This window comes from Branchiibius sp. NY16-3462-2, assembly GCF_001594145.1.
GTDB lineage: Bacteria > Actinomycetota > Actinomycetes > Actinomycetales > Dermatophilaceae > Branchiibius.
In genome coordinates, this window is record NZ_LVCF01000030.1 from 14,704 (window position 1) to 35,333 (window position 20,630).

Genomic DNA, 20,630 nt, shown 5'->3' on the forward strand with positions numbered 1-20,630 from the left:
GTTGGGTAGCCACAGCGCCCGGCGGTAGCCTTTCTACAGATGTAGAAAAGGAGGCGTCACCATGACGCAGTCAGTACCCACCACCAGTTCCATCGAGCGGGTCACGGTCCTTGGCACCGGGGTCCTCGGAGCCCAGATCGCCTTCCAGAGCGCCTACTCCGGCAAGAAGGTCACCGCCTACGACATCTCGGACGCGGCCCTCGACAAAGCCCGGGGCACCTTCGACGGTCTGGTCACGACGTACGTCAAGGAAGTGCCCGGTGCGGCCGACGGGAAGGCTCAGGCCGCCCGCGATTCACTCACCCTCACAGCGGACCTGCAGGCGGCGGTCGCCGACGCGGATCTGGTCATCGAGGCGATCCCGGAGGTCGTGGACCTCAAACGCGGAACCTTCGAGAAGATCAACGAGTTCGCCCCTGCGGCAACGATTTTCGCCACCAACTCCTCCACCCTGCTACCGAGTGCGATCACTGACGCCACCGGCCGCGAGGACCGTTTCCTGGCGTTGCACTTCGCCAACCAGATCTGGCGGGCCAACACCGCCGAGGTGATGGGGACGCCGAAGACTGACCCGGCGGTGTTCGACCGCGTGGTCCAGTTCGCCAGCGAGATCGGCATGGTGCCGATCCCGATCCACAAGGAGAAGGCCGGCTACGTCCTGAACTCCCTGCTGGTGCCCTTCCTGGGCGCGGCCCTCGAACTCGCCGCTGGAGGCTATGCCGAACCCAAGGACGTCGATAACGTGTGGCGTATCGGCACGGGCGCACCCTTGGGTCCGTTCCAGCTCTACGACATCATCGGCCTGGTCACTCCGTACAACATCATGAGCCACGGTGACGCGGACGCCCGCAAGCTCGCCGAATGGCTGAAGGTCAACTACATCGACAAGGGCAAGACGGGTCTCGCCTCCGGCGAGGGCTTCTACACGTACTGATACGAAGGAGTTTCGCCACATGTACTACAGCAGCGGCAACTACGAAGCCTTTGCCCGCCCGCGTAAGCCCGAGGGGGTGGATGACAAGACCGCCTGGTTCGTCGGCGCTGGCCTGGCCTCCCTGTCGGGCGCGGCCTTCCTGATCCGCGACGGTCAGATGGACGGTTCGAAGATCACCATCCTGGAAGAGCTCAAGCTCCCTGGCGGTGCGCTCGATGGGATCAAGGAGCCCAAGAAGGGTTTCGTGATCCGCGGCGGCCGCGAGATGGAGAACCACTTCGAGTGTCTGTGGGATCTCTTCCGCACGATCCCATCGATCGAGGTCGAGGGCGCCAGCGTGCTGGACGAGTTCTACTGGCTGAACAAGGACGACCCGAACTTCTCCCTCGAACGCGCCACGATGGACCGCGGGCAGAGCGCGCACACTGACAACAAGTTCATGATGTCGCAGAAGGCGCAGAACGAACTGGTCAAGCTCTTCATGGCCACGCGCAAGGAGATGGAGAACAAGCGGATCGACGAGGTCTTCACCGACGAGTTCTTCAACAGCAACTTCTGGCTCTACTGGCAGACGATGTTCGCCTTCGAGAAGTGGCACTCGGCGCTGGAGATGAAGCTCTATGTCCACCGCTTCATCCACCACATCGCCGGTCTGCCCGACCTCAGCACGCTGAAGTTCACCAAGTACAACCAGTACGAGTCGTTGGTGCTGCCACTGTACAAGTACCTGCTGGACCACGGGGTGACCTTCCACTTCGACACCACGGTCACCGATGTCGACTTCGACCTCAGTGACCCGGACAAGAAGAAGGCGACCTACATCCACTGGATCAAGGAAGGCGCCGAGGGCGGCGTCGACCTGGGTGAGAACGACCTGATCTTCATGACCATCGGCTCCTTGACCGAGAACTCCGACGAAGGCGACCAGCACACCGCGGCCAAGCTCAACACCGGACCGGCACCGGCCTGGGACCTATGGCGCAAGATCTCCGCGAAGCACGAATCCTTCGGTCACCCGGACGTTTTCGCGGGCGACATCGAGAAGTCCAAGTGGGAGTCGGCGACGGTGACCACGCTGGACCACCGGATCCCGGAGTACATCCAGAAGATCACCCAGCGCGATCCGTTCAGCGGCAAGATCGTCACCGGCGGCATCGTCACGGTCAAGGACTCCGCCTGGTTCATGAGCTGGACCGTCAACCGGCAGCCGCACTTCAAGCAGCAGCCCAAGGACCAGATCGTGGTCTGGGTCTACGCCCTGAACAGCGACACCCCGGGTGACTACACCAAGAAGTCGATCCAGGACTCCACGGGTGAGGAGATCGCCTCCGAGTGGCTCTACCACCTGGGTGTGCCCGAGGCCGACATCCCCGAGCTGGCAGCGAACGGCGCGAAGACCGTGCCGTGCATGATGCCCTACGTCACGGCGTTCTTCATGCCGCGCCAGGCCGGCGACCGCCCGGACGTCGTCCCCGAAGGTTCGGTGAACTTCGCGTTCATCGGCCAGTTCGCCGAGTCCAGGGAACGCGACTGCGTCTTCACCACCGAGTACTCCGTGCGGACCCCGATGGAGGCGGTCTACACCCTGCTCGATATCGAGCGAGGTGTCCCCGAAGTCTTCAACTCGACGTACGACGTGCGCAGCCTGCTCACCGCGACCAATCGGTTGCGCGACGGCAAGGAGCTCACTTTGCCCGGATTGAAGTTCGCCCAGCCGTGGATGAAGGCGAAGGTGACCAAGAACGAGGTCGGCGAACTGCTGACCAAGTACGGCGTCATCTGACCCGAAACCGCACCACACAGGGGAGCCCCGGCCGATCCGGCCGGGGCTCCCCTTGTGCGCGGCCGGGCCCGCGCACCCGTGAGTGTCCTGGGAGTCGGGCGGGTCGCTGTATCTATGCGGCAGCTGTGTGTCATGGTGTCCCTGCCGACATGGCGTCGGTCTGATGGAGCGGCCTCGGGGGTCGATACGTGAATACCACACGACGGGTGCTGGCCGGATGCGCCGCAACCCTGATCGCTGCGACGACCATTGGCGCGAATTCGGTTGCGAGCGCGAGTAATTCGACGGTTGCCGCGAAGCCGGCAGCCAGCAGATCCGCGGTGTCTGCAACGAAAGCCATCCGGCTCATCACCGGTGAGACGGTGCTCCGACGACAGGTGTCGGGCCATCCGGTGACGACGGTCATCCCGGCAGCCGGGGAACGCGGCGGCCTGGTGCGGATGAGCAACCCGAAACAGTCGTTGCTGATCCCCACCGCCGCGCTGCCGTATCTGGGCAGCGCTCTGGATCCGGCGCTGTTCGACATCTCGAAGGTCTCGAGCGGCCTGACGGTGCACGTCGCCGCCCCGAAACTGGCGAGCGTGAAGATCCCCGGTCTGCACGTCACCAAGCGGACGTCGACCGAGATCACCGGCACGTTCGACCGCAGCGGAAGCGCCGCGTTCGGCGCGGCTCTGCGCAAACAGGCCGCGGCCGATCGTGCCGCCCACCGCACGAGCACCAGCCTGTTCGGTGCGGCCCGGATCAGTGTGACGGCGGGGCCGGCGCACATCGTCAAGCCTGCCTTCGCACAGGTCACCACCCGGTTCGCGGTACGCGACCGCAGCGGGCGGCCAGCGAATTTCGCGATGCTCTTCCTGCTCAACCTGGACAACCCCGATAAGTTCGCCAATCCGGTCATGGTGATGGCCGGTCAGGCCAGGGCGAGCCTGCCCAAGGGCCGCTACACCGTGTTCGCCGTGATGAGCGACGACACCTCCGACTCGGTCGTCAGCCTTCCGCTGATCCACGCGAAGACCAACCTGCAGAAGTTCACCATCGACGCGCGGCGGGCGACGGCAAAGGTCTCGCTGGTGACGCCCCGACCGACGGCCGCCGACTACGAGCTGACCTCCCTCGATGTCGAGCAGGAGGTGACGTTCCAGGGCGAGGACTACCTGGGCCAGACCTACGTCGACAACGGGGTGATCGAGTTCGGCCGTCGCGACCTGTTCGTGGCCCCCAGCGCTGCACCGCCCGTCGGCACCCAGACCGTGAGCACCGCGTTCCTGTTCGGCAACGACCAGATGTCAGCGACGCCCTACTCCTATACCGCCTCCTATCAGGCCAGCGGTGCCATCTCGGGGTCCCAGCGGCACGTGGTGCGCGACGTCGCCACCCTCGCCATGAGCTACTACCCCAGCGCGCCGGGGGTCACCGGCGGTATCAGCCACATGGCGGTGCCTGCTGACGACGCACCCGTGTCGACGTTCGCCTGGTCAACCCCGCCAGGCGGCCGCGCGACCGACTACCTGGTCTCCCCGAAGGGGATGCTGTGGCAGGACGACTACCTCCCGTCGATGGACCTGATGGCTACGTCGATGGTCGATGTGCAGGATCTGCCTCGTGCGCGCGTGGCCGGGCAGACGTACCCCGTGGACTTCCTGCGCGGGCCGCTGGCACCGGGGCTGCCGGTCGCTGCGGTCGGTCCGGCGACTGTCTGCTACTCCTGTCGCTCCGATGACCAGATCTTCGTGGCTCTGGCCCCTCTCACCGACTCCGTGCCCGGCCACTTCGGGTCCGTGGGCATCGCCCCGGACGGTCCCACTGTGGCCGACTTCAAGGTCTGGCAGGACGGCAAACTGATCGACAGTGAGAGCAACAATTCCGCGATCATGCTCACAATGCCCGCACGGGCAACCACGGTCCGGGCCCGGCTCGAGACCTGGCTGCGACCAACCGGCTTCGCGCGGTCCCCGCACGCCGTGACCGACCTGACCATCCGCACCTCGGCCGCCGATCCGATCGCACCCGGCTCGTGGGACTGTGGCGACGACCCGTGGGGTGAACCCACGTCCTGCCGGGTCCCCGCCGAACTCACGACCTCTGTGCCGTTGCCGACCGCCCTGGACAGCACCATGACCGTGGGAGCGCACCCCTTCACGTTCTCGATCGCTCCGATCATCGGTAAGGCCGCGGTGACCGCGACACTGCAGATCAGCCTGGATGGTGGGCGTACCTTCAGCAACGTGCCGGTCACCGCCCTGGGCGGCAACCAGTTCCGCGCCGCGCTGACGAATTCGCCTGCGTCTGTAGGGAAGTCGGTGACGATCAGGGTCAGCGGGCACACCGCGGACGGTGCCTCGATCACGCAAACCACGGACTCGGCGTACGTCGTGAAGGGAGCCTGAGATGCATGCCGCCATGCGCAGGTTGCTGGTCCCGCTGCTGAGCGTGGCCCTGGCCGGACTGGGTGTCCTCGGCACCGAGCCAGCTATCGCTGGCCCCTCCCCGTTGCCCCCGAGCGGGACGGCACGGGACGCTTGCGCGGCTGTCCCGGCGGGCAAAGCCCGGTGCCTGGCGCAGTACCGCACCTCGACCTCCGGGCGCCGGATCAATCTGCCGCAGGTGATCCAGACCCTCGGACCCTCGCAGATCGCCTCGGCCTACGGCCTGCACGGTGGTGCGGTCGGCGTGACCGTGGCGATCGTGGGAGCGTTCAGCAATCCCCACCTGGAGAAGGACCTCGCGGTCTATCGCAAGCAGGCGGGGCTGCCGGCTTGTACCAGGGGCAACGGTTGTCTACGCATCGTCAACCAGCGGGGAGCGAGCGCCCCGTTGCCGCCGACGGATCCCGACTGGGGCCTGGAGGCGGCGCTGGACGTTGATGCCGTCTCCGCCGCGTGCCCGGCCTGCAAGATCCTGGTCGTGGAGGCCGACGACAACGACGACGTCTCGCTGGGCACCGCAGTCAACACCGCGGTCCGGCTGAAAGCAGCGGTCGTCTCCAACAGCTACGGCGGTCCCGAATACACCGCGGTGCGCAGCCTCGCCACCCGTTACTACCGACACCCCGGTGTGCCGATCGTCGCCTCGTCGGGTGACGACGGGTTCGAGCCGGCCAGCTTCCCGGCGAGTTCACCGACCGTGATCTCTGTCGGTGGCACGTCGTTGACCCGCAACCCGCGCACGGTCCGTGGCTGGAGTGAGTCCGCGTGGGAGAGCGGCGGCAGCGGCTGCTCGGCCTGGTTCGCCAAGCCGGCTTTCCAGTCGCGGCGGTTGACCCACTGCCCGACGCGCACCAGCACCGACCTGTCCGTGGTCGCCGACCCGTACAGCAACTTCGCCGTGTACGACACCTTCGGCACCCCCAACGACTGGCTGTTGGTCGGCGGGACCAGCCTGTCGGCGCCGTTGGTCGCGGGGATGATTGCCCGCGCCGGCCACGCGAAGTCCTACGGCGCGTCTGCGGCGCGGATCTACCAGCACCGTTCGTGGTTCCGCGACATCACGTCCGGAAGCAACGGCTACTGCGGCGGCGACTACCTGTGCACGGCCAGGAAGGGCTACGACGCCCCAACCGGAGTGGGAACGCCGCGCGGCCTGCGCGGCCTGTGATCTGCTCGATGTGACCGGGCGCACGCTGGTCCGCGACCGTCGAGGCGCAGACAGCGACCTACGATCGAAGAGCATGACGCGGTGCGCCAACCGCATCGTTGCCACCGTCTCACCGATGACGTCTGGGGCCCGAGCACCGGGACACCGTAGTGGACGATCCCCACGAAGGGATGAGCCGTCGGCTGCTGCTGGGAATAGCACCGGCGATAGCCGCAGGCGCAGTACTCGGTCCGCTGAGCGGATGCCGCTCCTCCCCGTCCGCTGCCGTAGCTGGCGCGACGGTGGCAACGCCGGGCGCTGTCTTCGACTCGGATCGAATGCACCGGGCACTGTCCGCGGTGCCGCACCGCCGGATGAGTGGGGTCACCGCACCCCGGCTCGCTGACGATCTCATCCCACCGACCAACCGGTGGTTCTCATCGCTTGCCCTGGGGCCGAGGTCGCGGCCGGTGTTCCCGCTTCCGTTGAGTTTTGCCTCTACCGCAGGGGGTTTCGCGTTCGGTGTGCCGGTGGTGACCACCACCGCCGACCAGATCACCGGCCCCGCGAGCAGCGATGTGACCGTGCTGCTGCCCGGTCTGCGCACGACCATGGTCACGGCGTACGACGAGGCCAGCGTGACCGTGACGTTCCTCGGTCCCCAGGGTGCCCTGGGCCACGTCGTGCTGGCCCGCGGATCGCCGTACCTCACCCTGACCGCGGACGCCGCACTGTCTGTCCGCACCAACCTGGCCTTCGCCGCGGACCGCGACAGCCGTGCTGGGTCGGGACGACACTACGGGGTGGTTGCCGACGGCTGCACGATCGACGGCACCCAGGTACGGCTGGCCCCCGGTGACCGGGTGACCTGGTTCCCTGTCCCTGACGGCACGACACGCACCAAGATGGCGGCGCACGCCATCCGCCTCACCGGTACCGATCTGGGCTACTCCGTCACCACTCAGTCGGCGACCACCCGGATCACCTACCGCGGCAACGGATCCGGCGCTTTCGGGGTTCTGCTGCACCACCGCGACGGGTTGGCCGACGGCATCTCGAACGACCTGGGCAGCCTGCCGACGGTCTTCGGGCGAATGGCTATCTGCAGCGGATCAGCGCTGCAGTGGAGCAGCCCCGTCCGGCCGTTACGCGCGGGACTGCCGGTCGAGTCGCTACCGACCGCCGATCGCGCCCGACTCGCATCGCAGGTGCGCGCCGACGTTGCTGGCGCTGCCTTCCCGGCGGACACGTACTACGGCGGCAAGGCGCTCCAACGCATGGCGCAGCTGTGGATGCTCGCGGGTCAGCTCAACCTGAAGGACGCGGCGGCGGCTGCCAAGGCCGCCCTGGTCGGCCAGCTCGACCTGTGGACCGACCCCGCCGGAGCAAGCAAACGGAGCAGCAAGTGCTTCGTCTATGACGACCGGGCGCGCGGTCTGATCGGCCTGCAGCCGTCCTTCGGCAGCGAGGGCTTCAGCGACCATCACTTCCATTACGGCTACTTCCTTTACACCGCAGGCATTCTGGCCGCTGAGGATCCGGCACTCCTCACGCGCTGGCAGCCGGTGATGGACCTGGTGGCTGCTGACGTCGCGAACAGCGGAGGGACAGGTCTGTTCCCCGACCGACGCACCTTCGATGCCTATGCCGGGCAGTCCTGGGCCAGCGGCAGTGCGCCGTTCGACCTGGGCAACGACCAGGAGAGCTCGTCCGAAGCAGCCAACGCGTGGATCGGACTGGCCTGGTGGGCCCGGGCAACCGGCAACTCCGGACTGGCCAGCGAAGCGGCCTGGATGCTGGCCGGGGAGACGCGGGCCGCTCTGAGGTACGGCCTCTATCTCGACGGGACGGACCCGGTCTACCACGGGTACCAGCATTCGATCGTCAGCCTGACGTTCGGGGCGCAGCGGTCCTACCGGACCTGGTTCTCCGACGCGCCGACAGCCAAACTGGCCATCCAGTTACTTCCCGCCTCTCCGACCGCCATGTCCTACCTTCGGTCAGTACCTCCTGATCGGATCCGCTGGAACGTGCGATCTGCCACTGCCAGTGGCGGTTTCGGTCAAACATTCGGCGACTACGCCCTGATGTACTCCGCTCTCGCCGGCACCAAGGATCGTTCGCAGGCACTCGCGGTCGTCCAGGACACCGGGTGGCGGCAGGTGGATCCGGGCAACTCCCTTGCCTATCTGCACGCCTGGTTGCTCACCGCATAGCAAGTGCGTCGCGGTCTGACAATAGCCGGGCGGTGAGTTCACCCGTTATCACGCTGTGGCAGTGATCACGGGGACCGATCTGCCGAAACCGTCTGCGCTGCGGTTGAATTGATGCATCGCCCCAGTCCGGTGCTGAACCCGGGGCAAGTGAACGGCATTCTGACACCGCTCTCGCGGACTCCCCCGGACGACGTCGCAGTCGACACCGTCAGCCCCTCGTTACCCGCACTCGCCAGGCCCGCTCCGCGGCCGCCCGGTGTGGTGCTCGGTGCACCCTGCGCAGGAGATTCAGATGACCTCAGCGACCATTGCACTGCCTCGTCTGTTCTCCACCGATCCGGAGGCACGGCGGTTCCGCCCGGATATCCAGGGGTTGCGCGCTGTCGCGGTGCTGGCGGTCGTGCTGTACCACGCCGGCGTACCGATGCTCACCGGAGGATTCGTCGGCGTCGACGTCTTCTTCGTCATTTCCGGTTTCCTAATCACCCAACAGTTGCTGCGCGAGTTGGCGTCGACCGACCGGATCTCGATCAGTCGCTTCTATAGCCGGCGGTTCAAGCGTCTGCTGCCGCCAGCGTTCGTGGTCATCCTCACCACCTTGTGCTTCGGCCGGTTCGTCCTGCCCCACGACCAACTGCTGTCGCTGACCTCCGACGCCTTCTGGGCCGCGGTCTACGGCATCAACTATCACCTTGCCCTCGAGGGCATCAACTATCAGACGGCGGCGACACCCTCTCCGCTGCAACACTTCTGGTCCCTCGCCGTCGAGGAGCAGTTCTACCTGGTGTGGCCAGGACTGCTGCTGCTGGCGGCGATGACGGTTCGGCGTTATCGGCGCCAGGCCACCATCACCGGCCTCCTATCCACGATCTTCGCCGTCAGCCTCACCCTGTCGATAGTGACCACTGCTTCGAACGTATCGATGGCGTACTTCAGCCTGCAGACCCGCGCCTGGGAACTAGCGGCTGGCGGCCTGCTCGCGATGGCGGCACACCACCTCCGCCGCGCGCCCGAACAACTACTGCGATGGCTCGGATGGGGCGGCCTGTCAGCGATCGTGCTCAGCGCGCTGCTCTACTCGGACGCCACCGCGTTCCCCGGGTGGGCGGCCCTGCTTCCGGTCCTCGGCTCTGCTGCGGTCATCGCCGGCGGAATGCAACCGGTGCACCGCTCGGTGGAGACGGTGCTTCTCGACCGGCGCGCGATGCAGTACGTCGGACGGACGTCGTATGCGTGGTACCTCTGGCACTGGCCGATGCTCATCCTGCTGCCGATCTGGTTGGGACGTGACCTGGCGCTCTGGGAACGCCTCGAGGTGGTGTTCATCGCCTACTGGTTCGCCGTGCTCACCTACTTCATCGAGAACGCGGCGCATCGCAGCTCCTGGCACCACCGGCGTTGGCTGGCGGCCGGGGCGGCAATGTCCGGCGGCATCATCGCCGCAGCCTCACTGGTGACGTTGCTGATGCCCTCCCTGCAGGGCACCGGATCGGTCGCGACGGCGAGCACGCTGCGGACTGCTGATTCCTCCACCGTGCAACAAGCGCTCGCGCGCAGCTTCAACATCACGGCGGTGCCCGCGAACCTCACGCCCACCTTGAGCAAGGCGGAGACGGACAGTCCATGGGAGGGTGACTCGCAGTGTTTCGCCCCCCTGGCGCGGACGACGCCGAAGGCGTGCGTCTTCGGTGACCCGAAGGGGACGAAAACCGCTGTGCTGATTGGGGATTCTCACGCCGACCAATGGCTCAACGCCCTTGAGGTGGGGGCCAAGGCGAATGGCTGGCGGATCATCTCCTTCACCAAGGCTGCCTGCCCGGTGGCTGATCTTCGGGTGTGGAACAACGACCTGAAACGCGATTACACCGAGTGCACCACCTTCCGCTCCGATGCCTGGGCGCGCATCAAAGAGCTGAAACCACAGCTGATCATCGCCAGCGAGGCTGACGCGGTCGGCGCGGCCACCTACGGCGCGCACAGCTGGGCCGACGCAACGCTTGCACAGATGAAGGTGCTCGCCGGACCCGACACCCGGCTGGCGTACCTCGGTGACTCGCCGTACATGCCCAAAGACGCCAACGGCTGCCTCGAACGCAACCTCGACGACGCTCGTCGATGCATCTACAAAGTTGATCAGAACCCTGCCTGGACCGACTTCTACCGCACCATGCGCACCACCATGCAGAAGGCCGGAGTGGGGTACGTCGACACCCACACCTTCTTCTGCAACCAGTACGTGTGTCCCGCGGTCGTCGACAACATGCTGACGCACCGCGATCAGGGTCACGTGACCCGCACCTATGCCGACTGGCTGGCACCGATGCTGACGCCGATCTTCGAGAAAGGTTCCCCATCATGACCGTCGTGAGAACTGATGCACAACCACTGCGGCTACGACTGCGCCGGCGCGCGCCCGTAGCAACCGCCGATGCCGAACTGCCATCGCCACCGGACGACAAGGAGGTCTGGCTCTACTACGGCCGGCAGCACCTGTGGTTCATCTGGCTCCGCAGCTTCGCGACCGTCAGTTCGGTGGCCAGTCTGCTGCTGTTCTCCCTCACCACGACGATCGTCTGGCTGTTCTGGATTCCGTTCACCATCTTTGTCGGGTACATGGTGCTCACCCACTACGCGACGACCCGCAAGCGGCGGTTCAGCCGACTCGACCATGAGCGCATTGTCGAGTTCTGGGCTCCGGAGAAGTATCCGAGCGTCGACATCTTCCTACCGAGCGCGGGAGAGGAAGTCGAGGTACTACGCAACACCTACCAACACGTCTCGGCAATGGCCTACGAGGGTGTGCTGACGGTCTACGTTCTGGATGACGGCGACCGCGCCGAAGTAGCCACACTCGCAGAGGAATTCGGCTTCCAGTACCTGGTGCGACCGGACCGTCCGCACATGAAGAAGGCGGGCAACCTCAAGTACGGCTTCAACCACTCGGACGGCGATCTCATCGTCATCTTCGACGCCGACTTCTGCCCGCGACCAGATTTCGTGCGCCAGTTGGCGCCCTACATGGACGACCCGAAGATCGGCATCGTCCAGTCACCACAGTTCTTCGACACCCACCGGGGGATGCCGTGGTTGCAACGGTGCGCCGGGGCAGTGCAGGAGAGCTTCTACCGCTGGGCGCAGGTGTCGCGCGACTACCTCGGCGCACCGATCTGCGTCGGGACGTGTGCGATCTATCGGCGAGCCGGGTTGGAGCAGTCCGGCGGCTTCGCCCAGATCGGGCACAGCGAGGACGTGCACACCGGTGTGAACCTGCTCAAGGTCGGTTTCACCACCATCTACGTGCCCGTCATCCTGGCGAAGGGGCTGTGCCCCGACCAGATGTCCAGCTTCATCTCCCAGCAGTACCGGTGGTGTGCCGGCTCGATGAGCTTGTTGCGGGACAAGAGATTCCATGACTCGCCGCTGCGATACCGCCAGCGGATGTGCTTTTTCACCGGCTTCGGCTACTACATCTCTACGGCGGTGGGAGCGTTCGTGCTGCCGCTGCCCACCCTGTTCATGTTGTGGGGCATGCCGGACCGGGTGAAGCTGTCCAACTTCTTCTGGCTCATCCCGACCTTCCTCATGTACCCGTTGATCCGCGCGATCCACAAGAGCGGTTGGGGCGCATCGACGCTGCGCGTCTACACGATCGCGTCGTTCAGTCACGCTGCAGCGATCTTGCACACCATGCGCGGACGAACGGCCGAGTGGGTCCCGACCGGTGAGTCACGGCGTACGTCGATGACCAGCAACACCATCATGGTGATGATCACCTGGACGGCCGTCACCAACCTGGGCATGCTGATCGGCATCCTGCACTTCGTCTGGGCGGGTTACAGCCCGGTCGATGCCACGCCGATCTTCGTCGTGGCCCTGCTGAACCTCAACATCTGGGTCCCCATCTCCGTGCTGGCGTGGCGCGAGCGGCGGATCCGTCGCGAGCAGATCCGGTCCACGACCTTGGTCGCCCCGGAGACCGCCTGACCTTGCGCCGACCCGCGCCTACTTCGACCAGACGATCGGGTCGTCGCGGTACTTGTTGTCCGAGTAGTCCTCGTAGTTCCACCGGCTGTCGTCGTAGGTGGCCCCGGTGACCTCATCGCCGGTGGGTGCCAGGACGATCGTGCAGCCGACGGCGGTCGCGCCGACGGGGATGGTCAGGTTGTCACCGCTGCCGGTGGCCTTGAAACTCTTGCTGTCACAAGGGCCAAGGCTGCCGAAGACGATCAGGCTCTGCGCCTCGGTGCCGTCCTTGAGGGTGCCGTCGACGCTGGGCACGCTGACGCCGAGGTTGGAGGCGCCCTTGGTGGACAACAGCTTGGCGTTGACCGTGATGTAGTACGGCGTCTGGCCCTTGAACTTCGCGGCGTTCTCCAACTTGGAAAGGTCTGACTCCGAACCCTTTTCGATCTTCGCGACGCTCAGCTCGACGGTGGTCTCGTAGTACTTCGGGTCCTTCGGGTCATCGCCGCGGTTGGTGTGGATGACGGCCGCCTGACCGACCTTCAGCTTGGTGCCGGGCGGGGTAACGGTGCCCGGAGTGCCCTCCGTCGCCCCACCGGCGGCCGAGGTGCTGGGCGCCTGCGCGCTCGAGGACGCGGTCTCCGAACTGGTCGGGGAGTCAGAGGTGCTGGGCGCGGCGCTACTGGAGGAGGTGGTGCTGGTCGTCGTCCCACCGCTGGGTGAGGAGACACTGACGCTGCTGCCACAGGCGGCCAGGCCGAGCACCGCGGAGGCGGCGCTGACGGCAATCAGTGGGCGGTGGATGGTGATGCGCATGGTGGGCCCTTCGGAGGTTTCTGCTGATCGGGTACGGCCTCGATACAAACAGAAACACCCAGCCAACTCACAGCCGAAAATGTGGGGAGTTCCCCCTACTTGTCGCTATTAGCCCAACGCGGCGAAACTTGCTACTGCGGTGGTCCGTCCCGCCCGGTCGCGCGCCTTCCGAGCGCCTGGTTCGTCGCCCGGACCGACGACCAGACCCTGAAAGTCGAACAGCGGCGAGACCAACCGGTAGTCGCAGTGCGTACCTTCGCCGGTGCGCACTCCGTCGCGACGAGCGCTCTCGGCCATCATCAGCGCCTGCAGCGGCCCGTGCGTCAACAACCCGGGATAACCCTCGACCAGGGTGGCGTACTCGCGGTCGTAATGGATCCGGTGCCCGTTGTAGGTCAGCGCCGAGAAGCGGAACAGCAGCGGCGGCGTGACCTCCAGGCTCCACTCCCCCTCGGCGGCCGGTTGATCATCGCCGATCTGTGCGATGGGCTGCGCCGCGACCATGTCCCGGTAGACCACGTCCTGTCGCTCATCGACGCAGAGCGTGTCACCCTGCGTGACCTGGTGGCGGACACTGACGAACGTCAATCGCCCACTGCGGCCATGCTTTTCAATCGTGTCAATGACTTGCGTACGCCGAGTGGCCACCTGGCCGAGCCGCAACGGTGCCAGCGTGCGCACCTGACCGCCGGCCCACATCCTGCGCCGCCCCGGCTCCGGTGGGGCGGGCAGCACGCCCCGCAGCGGATGCCCGTCGGGGCCGAGGTCGGCTTGCGCGGGCCGGTCCAGCAGGTAGATCCAGTGCCACATCATCGGCAGCGTGTCGCGTGGTACCTCGACACCGATGAGCCCGGCGAGTGCTTCGGCCGGGCCGGGAATCAGAATCTCAGACCGCTCGATGACTTCCGAGGTCACGCGACCACCTTTGCCAGCCGGGCGAATTCGGCGCGCAACGCCTCGTTGTGCGAACCCAGCGCCGGGACGTCACCCATCGCAGGAGTGGCGTCGGACAGGACGACGGGCGGAAGCAGCGCATCGATGGTATGACCGCCGGGGGTCATCACACTGCGCCAGCGATCCCGCGCCTGCAGCTGCGGGTGCTCGTGGAACTGGGCTGGCGTACGCATCCGGGCGCACGCGATCCCGACCTCGTCCAGCCGGTCGACCAACTCGTCCGCGTCGTACGCCGCGAACGCCTTCTCCAGCAGCACCGTCACGTCGGCGTCGTGCTCCACCCGTTCGGTGTTGTGCACGAAGCGCGGGTCGTCGATCAACGACTCATCGCCAATCACCCTGCGGCACAGTCCTGCCCACTCGCGGTCGTTCTGCACACTCAGGAAGATCGTGTTGCCGTCGCCGGCGCGGTACGGACCGTAGGGAGCGATCGAGGCGTGCTTGGCCCCCGTGCGCACAGTCGGCCGCTCTCCGTAGACCGCGTAGTAGGTGGGTTGCATCATCCACTCGCCCAGCGCGTCCAGCATGGCCACTTCGACGGTGGCGCCTTCGCCGGATCGGAACTGGCGCAGCAGAGCCGACAAGATGCCGGAGTAGGCGTACATCCCGGTGGCGATGTCCGCGACGGAGACACCGACCTTGGCCGGTTCGTCGGGTGAGCCGGTCGTGCTGAGCAGACCGGCCTCACACTGCACGAGCAGGTCGTAGGCCTTCTTGGACCGGAACGGCCCGTCCGGGCCGTAGCCGGAGATCGAGCAGTAGACCAGCTCCGGACGTTGCACTCGCAGTGTGGCCGCGTCCAGGCCGAGGCGCTCGACGGCACCGGGGATGAGGTTCTGCACGACGACATCCGCTTCGGCGATCATCGCGTCAAGAATCGCCCGGTCGGCGGTGTCCTTGATGTCGAGTTCGATCGACTCCTTGCCCCGGTTCAGCCAGACGAAGTAGCTGGAGTCACCGTGCACGGTGCGGTCGTACTCGCGGGCGAAGTCGCCGACGTCGGGGCGTTCGACCTTGATGACGCGCGCGCCGAGATCGGCCAGTTGCCGGGTTGCGAACGGTGCGGCGACCGCCTGTTCGAGGGAGACCACCGTGATGCCGTCGAGGGGAAGCATGTTCCAGTCCTAACTACAGATCGTTGATGGCGTGTCGTTGCAGGATCCGGCGGGCCCGCAGCACCACCGGCCGGTCGACCATCTGGCCGTCGACCTGCAGCGCCGTGGACAGGTCGTCCTCCTCGAGGCGTTCGACGCCGCCGATCGCGTGCGCGATCTGCAGTGCCCAGTCCAGTTGTTCGGCAGATGGCGCGAAGCCCACGTTGACCGGGACGACCTGCGAGGGGTGGATGCACAGTTTGCCGCCGAAGCCCAGTGCCCGGGCGGCAGCTGCATCGCGACCCGCCTGCTCCGGGTCCTTCACCGCCGTGCTGACCCCGTCGATGGGACCAGTGAGTCCGGCTGCCCGTGCGGCCAGAACGAGCGCGCTGCGGGCGAAAAGCATTGCCTCCCAGGTTTCTTCGGCATCGATGTCGACCGCGAAGTCGATCGATCCGAAGGCCAGGGTGACGACGCCGTCGCACCGTGCGATCCGGTCGGCCTCCTGCAGGCCGACCGCTGACTCGACCAGAGCGATCAGGGGCACGTCGGCACCCAGGTCTTGGCGCGCCGTACGCACACCGTCAACCGTCGCCTTGGGCACCATGACGCCCAGCGCGCCGGAACCTTTGATGGCCACCACGTCATCGGCGTACGCCGAACTGCCGGGAGCGTTGACCCGCACCCAGGCGTCGCGCCCGTCGCCGACCCATTGCGCCACGGCCTCGCGGGCGGCGGGTTTCGTCGCGACGGACACGGCGTCCTCCAGGTCGAGGATGACCTGATGGGCACCGGCCGCGTGCGCCTTGGCGAAGCGCTCGGGCCGGTCGCCGGGGACGAACAGCCACGACGACGAGGCGTCGACCGGGACGGCGCGGCCGGTGCGAGGTTCCATCAGATCAGTGTGCATGTCCGCGGGCCTGTTCAGCGTGCTACCGGGTTGCGTTTGACCAGTTGACGGGCGATCACACCGCGCTGGATCTCGTTGGTGCCTTCGCCCACGATCATCAGCGGGGCGTCGCGGAAGTAGCGCTCGACGTCGAACTCGGTGGAGTAGCCGTAGCCGCCGTGCACCCGGATCGCGTCGAGCGCGACCTTCATCGCGGTCTCCGAGGCGAACAGTTTGGCCATCCCGGCCTCCATGTCGGCCCGCTGCCCGGTCTCGTAGCGACGGGCGGCGTACTGCACCAGCTGACGCGCCGCAGTGAGTTGGGTTGCCATGTCCGCCAACAGGTTTCCCACCGACTGGTGCTGCCAGATCTGCTTGCCGAAGCTCTCCCGCTCCTGCGCGTAACGCACCGCGTCCTCCAGCGCTGCCTGGCCGACACCCAGGGCGCGGGAGGCGACCTGGATGCGGCCGATCTCCAGACCGCGCATCATCTGCGAGAAGCCCTGTCCTTCAACGCCGCCCAGCAGGCTGGCCTGAGGGGTGCGGAAGTCGTTGAAGCTCAGCTCGCAGCTCTCGACACCCTTGTAACCCAGCTTGGGCAGATCGCGGGAGACCTCGAAGCCCGGCCCGTGCTCGATCAGCAGGATGCTGATGCCCTTGTGCGCCGGCTGGGCGTCCGGATCGGTGCGGCACAGCAGGGCGATCAGCTGCGAGCGCCGCGCGTTGGTGATCCAGGTCTTGCCGCCGTTGACGACGTAGTCGTCGCCGTCCTTGCGAGCGGTCGTCCGCATCGCCTGCAGGTCGGAACCGCCGCCCGGTTCGGTGAGGGCCATCGTTGCGCGGATCTCGCCGGTGGCCATCTTGGGCAGGTAGCGGTCCTGCTGTTCCTGGGTGCCGTAGTTGACCAGCAACTTGGCCACGACGCTATGGCCGCCCATCGCCCCGGCCAGGCTCATCCAGCCGCGGGCCAGTTCCTCGGTCACCGCGGCGTAGCACGGGACGGAGACGCCGGCGTCGTTCCACGGTTCCGGGATCGCCAGGCCGTAGATGCCCATGTCCTTCATCTGCTCGATGAGGTCCTCGGGGTAGGTGTTGCCGTGTTCCAACTCCTGCACCACGGGCTTGACCTCGGCGTCGACCCAGTCGTGGACCAGTTTGACGATGGCGGATTCTTCGGCGTTCAGTTCGTAGGCGGTCAGATCAGACACGGGCAGTCTCCTTCGGTTCCGCACCATCGTGCTTGGTGATGATGTCGGCTGTCGAATACCGTTCGGTGATGACTCCATCAGTGCCGGAAACCGTGGGGTCCTGCGACTCCAGCGTCGAGTGCTTCGAGGTCTCCGGGATCAGCAGGATGGCCACCAGGGTGAGCGCGACACAGCCGATCACCCAGTAGAAGAAGGCGGATTCGTGTCCCGCGTTCTTCAGGGAGAGGGCCACCGTTTCCGTGGTGCCGCCGAAGACCGCCGCCACGAGGGCGTGCGGGACGCCGACGCCGATGGCGCGGATCTTGGTGGGGAAGAGCTCCGCCTTCACGATGGCGGCGAGAGCGGTGTATCCCGAGAGGAACACCAGGCCGATCATCATGCCGCCGAAGGCGACCAGGCCGCTGTGGGTGTTGCCGACGATGGTGAAGATCGGGACGGTGCTGATCATGATCCCCAGCGCGAAGAAGAGCATCACGGGCTTGCGGCCGAAGCGATCGGATATGGCACCGGTGAGCGGCTGCAGGAACATGAAGATCAGCAGCGCGATGAAGCTGACGACCGACGCCATGCTCTTGGGCAGGCCGGCGGAGTTGACCATGTACTTCGTGAAGTAGGTCGTGAAGGTGTAGAACGCGACCGTGCCACCGATGGCCAGGGCGAAGACCGCCGCCATCTGCTTGGGGTACTCGGTCAGCAGCGACTTCAGACCACGCTTCTCGATCTGCTCGCCCTCGTGGAAGGTCGCGGCCTTGTGCTGTTCCTTCTGGGCCTGGTCGGCCTTGAAGTGGTCGGTCTCGTCCATGGTCCGGCGCAGATAGAGCACCGCGAGGCCCAGGATCGCGCCGATGACGAAGGGGATGCGCCAGGCCCAGGCGGTGAGGACCGAGTCGGAGAAGATCTGCTGCATCACGATCATGACGATCAGCGCGAGCAACTGGCCCAGGACGATCGAGACGTACTGGAAGCTGGAGAAGAAGCCCCGTCGCTTGGGAGTCGCGATCTCGCTCAGATACGTTGCGCTGGAGCCGAACTCACCCCCGACTGACAGACCTTGGACCAGGCGTACGACGAGTAGCAGGATCGGTGCCGCCAGCCCGATACTCGCGTAGCTGGGGATCAAAGCGATCGCCAGGGAGCCACCACTCATCAGCAACACCGACAGGGTGAGGGCAGCGCGCCGGCCCTTCCAATCGGCGTACGCGCCAAGGAGCCAACCACCCAGCGGACGCATCAGGAAGCCGACGGCGAAGACTGCGGAACTGGCCAGCAACTGCGCGGTGGGACTCTCACCCGGGAAGAAGCTGGCGGCGAAGTAGAGGCTGAACGTCGCGTAGACGAACCAGTCGAACCATTCGATCGTGTTGCCGAGACAGCCGCGGATGACATTCGCCGCGACGCCGTGTCGGCGCGGGGCGATCGTCGGGGTCTGCACGCTCATGAGGTGCTCCTTCGGGGGCGAGGGTTGTGAGCCGTGCCACACATCATGAGCTGTGATTCAGCGCACCCTGTAATACTTCCTGGTGATGGATTGATAGCCGTAGCTCATGAGGGTGGCAATGGATCTGAAACAGCTCACCGCACTGGTGACAGTCAGCGAAGTCGGCAGCGTGACCAAGGCGGCCCAGGTCCTGCACATCGTGCAGCCAGCGGTGACTCGCCAAATCCGTTCTCTCGAAGAGGAATTCGGCGTCACGCTCTTCGAGCGCAGCCGTCAGGGGATGACCCTGACACCCGAGGGCGAGGTGCTGGTCGAGCGGGCCCGGCGGGCGCTGCAGGAGTTGGACCGAGCGCGCGCCGAGCTGCGGCCCAGCCCCACCTCGGTGCGCGGCATCGTCACCATCGGCATCCTGGAAAGCACCCTCGACCTGCTGGCGCAGCCCCTCGCGGACGCGGTGCGGTCGCACTATCCCGATATCGAACTGCGGGTGCTGTCGGCCTACTCCGGGCACTTGCAGCAGTGGATGGACGCCGGGGATGTCGACCTCTCGCTGCTCTACAACCTCGCGTCGACGCCATCGATCTCGGTGTCGCCACTGGTCAGCGAACCGCTGTGGGCGGTGGCGCCTGCCTCGGCGAAACTGCGCGCTGACCGGCCGATCCCGTGGTCGCGGGTGTGGCAGGAGGATGTGGTGCTACCCGTGGCCGGGCACGGGTTGCGGATCCTGATCGACCAGGCGCGCGCGACATCCGGGGCAACACCGCACGTGACCATGCAGACCAACTCGATGCACGTGCAGAAGCAACTGGTAACCGCCGGGTACGGGTGGACGGTCCTGCCGGCCGCCGGCATCGCCTCGGACCTGGGCGGCGGACAGGTGAGTGCCGCTCCCCTGGTCGAGCCGGAGATCAAGCGCTCGATGGTGCTGGGTCTGCAACGCGCGGGCCGGGTCCCCGCGCACGTGGAGGCCGTGGCCGCCGAGGTGGTGCGCGCCGTACGCCGAGTGGTCCGGGACGGCGCCTGGCCCAGCGCCGAATTAGCCTGAGTTACGGTCGCTTGAGTCCCACACGAGGAGCCGCCGATGGACACCCCGCCCGTCATCACCAGAGACGACGTCAGCGCCGCGCAGCAGGCGCTGCGCTACGAATTGACGACGCTTGCCTATCGCCTACCTGATGCGGAACGCGCCAAGGCGGGCATCGAGCCGTGGTTGGCTGCCCCTGACGCTGAGGGCCGACTGCTGGGCTGCTGGGAGGGCGAACACGGGCCGCTGGGACGCGTCTACGTCCTGCGCGGTTTCGACGACGAGGCGCAACTGTCGCGTGAGCGCGAGCGGGCCGCTCATAGCCGCGTGCCGTTCGGCGCCGGCCCGCACCTCACGGACCTCGCGATGCACGGCTACGCCCCGTTCCCCTTCATGCCGCCGATCGTGACCGGCGCGTTCGGCGCGGTATATGAGATCCGGGACTACCACCTGGTCCCCGGCGGGCTGCCAGCAACGATCGACGGCTGGCGCCAAGCGCTGCCTGCGCGCCATCTGGTGGACCCGATCACGGTCGTCATGTACGCGCTCGACGGACCAGCCCGGATCCTGCAGATCTGGCCGTTCTCCGGCTTGGACGAGCGCGTTGCGATCCGCCGCCGCCTTTACGACGAGGGCACCTGGCCACCCCCGGGCGGACCAGAGCACATCGCGGAAGCGAGCTCGGTGATCGCGTGGCCGCTACCGGGCTCACCATTGCACTAGGCGCCACCGACG

The 20,630-nt window shown here is 66.3% G+C and carries 14 protein-coding genes and 1 pseudogene; 9 read left to right on the top strand and 6 right to left on the bottom strand.

Annotated elements, in window-relative coordinates; translation table 11 throughout:
- Positions 1–58: 58 nt before the first annotated feature.
- The 7 genes and pseudogenes from AZH51_RS08000 to AZH51_RS08030 form a co-directional block, all read left to right on the top strand.
- Positions 59–934, top strand: a pseudogene (locus tag AZH51_RS08000) (3-hydroxyacyl-CoA dehydrogenase); the annotation flags it as partial.
- A 19-nt stretch (positions 935–953) separates the two neighbouring features.
- Complete coding sequence (locus AZH51_RS08005) at positions 954–2,717, top strand: oleate hydratase (RefSeq protein WP_291523068.1); 1,764 nt, start codon at positions 954–956, stop codon at positions 2,715–2,717.
- 188 nt (positions 2,718–2,905) lie between these two features.
- Positions 2,906–5,107 carry a hypothetical protein gene (locus AZH51_RS08010; protein ID WP_291523071.1) on the top strand — a complete coding sequence of 734 codons (2,202 nt, stop codon included), beginning with the start codon at positions 2,906–2,908 and terminating at the stop codon, positions 5,105–5,107.
- A gap of 13 nt (positions 5,108–5,120) precedes the next feature.
- Positions 5,121–6,314: a S8 family serine peptidase gene (locus AZH51_RS08015; RefSeq protein ID WP_291523073.1), complete on the top strand. Its 1,194-nt coding sequence runs from the start codon at positions 5,121–5,123 to the stop codon at positions 6,312–6,314.
- A 509-nt stretch (positions 6,315–6,823) separates the two neighbouring features.
- The gene (locus AZH51_RS08020) at positions 6,824–8,509 is read left to right on the top strand and encodes a glycosyl hydrolase (protein WP_291523075.1); all 1,686 of its coding nucleotides are present in this window, start codon (positions 6,824–6,826) and stop codon (positions 8,507–8,509) included.
- Between the two features lie 292 nt (positions 8,510–8,801).
- Entirely contained in the window at positions 8,802–10,868 is a 2,067-nt protein-coding gene (locus AZH51_RS08025) for an acyltransferase family protein (protein WP_291523077.1), read from the top strand.
- A complete protein-coding gene (locus tag AZH51_RS08030) occupies positions 10,865–12,493 on the top strand; it encodes a cellulose synthase catalytic subunit (RefSeq protein ID WP_291523079.1) in 1,629 nt (542 codons plus the stop codon). Before AZH51_RS08025 ends, AZH51_RS08030 begins: the two co-directional genes overlap by 4 nt.
- Before the next feature lie 18 nt (positions 12,494–12,511).
- Here AZH51_RS08030 and AZH51_RS08035 read toward each other — a convergent pair whose 3' ends face one another.
- The 6 genes from AZH51_RS08035 to AZH51_RS08060 form a co-directional block, all read right to left on the bottom strand.
- Positions 12,512–13,288, bottom strand: coding sequence for a hypothetical protein (locus tag AZH51_RS08035; RefSeq protein WP_291523081.1), 777 nt, complete (start codon positions 13,286–13,288; stop codon positions 12,512–12,514).
- A gap of 108 nt (positions 13,289–13,396) precedes the next feature.
- On the bottom strand, positions 13,397–14,203 hold the full coding sequence (locus AZH51_RS08040; RefSeq protein ID WP_291523083.1) for a MaoC family dehydratase N-terminal domain-containing protein: 807 nt from the start codon (positions 14,201–14,203) through the stop codon (positions 13,397–13,399).
- Positions 14,200–15,357: a CaiB/BaiF CoA-transferase family protein gene (locus AZH51_RS08045; protein WP_291523086.1), complete on the bottom strand. Its 1,158-nt coding sequence runs from the start codon at positions 15,355–15,357 to the stop codon at positions 14,200–14,202. The genes AZH51_RS08040 and AZH51_RS08045 overlap by 4 nt, the downstream gene beginning before the upstream one ends.
- Before the next feature lie 13 nt (positions 15,358–15,370).
- On the bottom strand, positions 15,371–16,231 hold the full coding sequence (locus AZH51_RS08050; protein ID WP_291523087.1) for a CoA ester lyase: 861 nt from the start codon (positions 16,229–16,231) through the stop codon (positions 15,371–15,373).
- Positions 16,232–16,260: 29 nt separating this feature from the next.
- Positions 16,261–17,433: an acyl-CoA dehydrogenase family protein gene (locus tag AZH51_RS08055; RefSeq protein WP_291523088.1), complete on the bottom strand. Its 1,173-nt coding sequence runs from the start codon at positions 17,431–17,433 to the stop codon at positions 16,261–16,263.
- Positions 17,426–18,871 carry an MFS transporter gene (locus AZH51_RS08060; protein ID WP_291523089.1) on the bottom strand — a complete coding sequence of 482 codons (1,446 nt, stop codon included), beginning with the start codon at positions 18,869–18,871 and terminating at the stop codon, positions 17,426–17,428. The genes AZH51_RS08055 and AZH51_RS08060 overlap by 8 nt, the downstream gene beginning before the upstream one ends.
- A gap of 118 nt (positions 18,872–18,989) precedes the next feature.
- Here AZH51_RS08060 and AZH51_RS08065 point away from each other — a divergent pair, with 118 nt between their 5' ends.
- Together AZH51_RS08065 and AZH51_RS08070 are read left to right on the top strand one after the other, a co-directional pair.
- The gene (locus tag AZH51_RS08065) at positions 18,990–19,916 is read left to right on the top strand and encodes a LysR family transcriptional regulator (RefSeq protein WP_291523185.1); all 927 of its coding nucleotides are present in this window, start codon (positions 18,990–18,992) and stop codon (positions 19,914–19,916) included.
- 36 nt (positions 19,917–19,952) lie between these two features.
- Positions 19,953–20,618 carry an NIPSNAP family protein gene (locus AZH51_RS08070; RefSeq protein WP_291523090.1) on the top strand — a complete coding sequence of 222 codons (666 nt, stop codon included), beginning with the start codon at positions 19,953–19,955 and terminating at the stop codon, positions 20,616–20,618.
- Positions 20,619–20,630: the final 12 nt, after the last annotated feature.

What these genes read in the sequence shown, in the direction of transcription:
- AZH51_RS08035 (WP_291523081.1), bottom strand. Translation starts at nt 13,288, where the DNA reads ATGCGCATCACCATCCACCGCCCACTGATTGCCGTCAGCGCCGCCTCC.
- AZH51_RS08065 (WP_291523185.1), top strand. Translation starts at nt 18,990, where the DNA reads ATGGATCTGAAACAGCTCACCGCACTGGTGACAGTCAGCGAAGTCGGC.
- AZH51_RS08030 (WP_291523079.1), top strand. Translation starts at nt 10,865, where the DNA reads ATGACCGTCGTGAGAACTGATGCACAACCACTGCGGCTACGACTGCGC.
- AZH51_RS08070 (WP_291523090.1), top strand. Translation starts at nt 19,953, where the DNA reads ATGGACACCCCGCCCGTCATCACCAGAGACGACGTCAGCGCCGCGCAG.
- AZH51_RS08005 (WP_291523068.1), top strand. Translation starts at nt 954, where the DNA reads ATGTACTACAGCAGCGGCAACTACGAAGCCTTTGCCCGCCCGCGTAAG.
- AZH51_RS08045 (WP_291523086.1), bottom strand. Translation starts at nt 15,357, where the DNA reads ATGCTTCCCCTCGACGGCATCACGGTGGTCTCCCTCGAACAGGCGGTC.
- AZH51_RS08025 (WP_291523077.1), top strand. Translation starts at nt 8,802, where the DNA reads ATGACCTCAGCGACCATTGCACTGCCTCGTCTGTTCTCCACCGATCCG.
- AZH51_RS08060 (WP_291523089.1), bottom strand. Translation starts at nt 18,871, where the DNA reads ATGAGCGTGCAGACCCCGACGATCGCCCCGCGCCGACACGGCGTCGCG.
- AZH51_RS08015 (WP_291523073.1), top strand. Translation starts at nt 5,121, where the DNA reads ATGCGCAGGTTGCTGGTCCCGCTGCTGAGCGTGGCCCTGGCCGGACTG.
- AZH51_RS08050 (WP_291523087.1), bottom strand. Translation starts at nt 16,231, where the DNA reads ATGGAACCTCGCACCGGCCGCGCCGTCCCGGTCGACGCCTCGTCGTCG.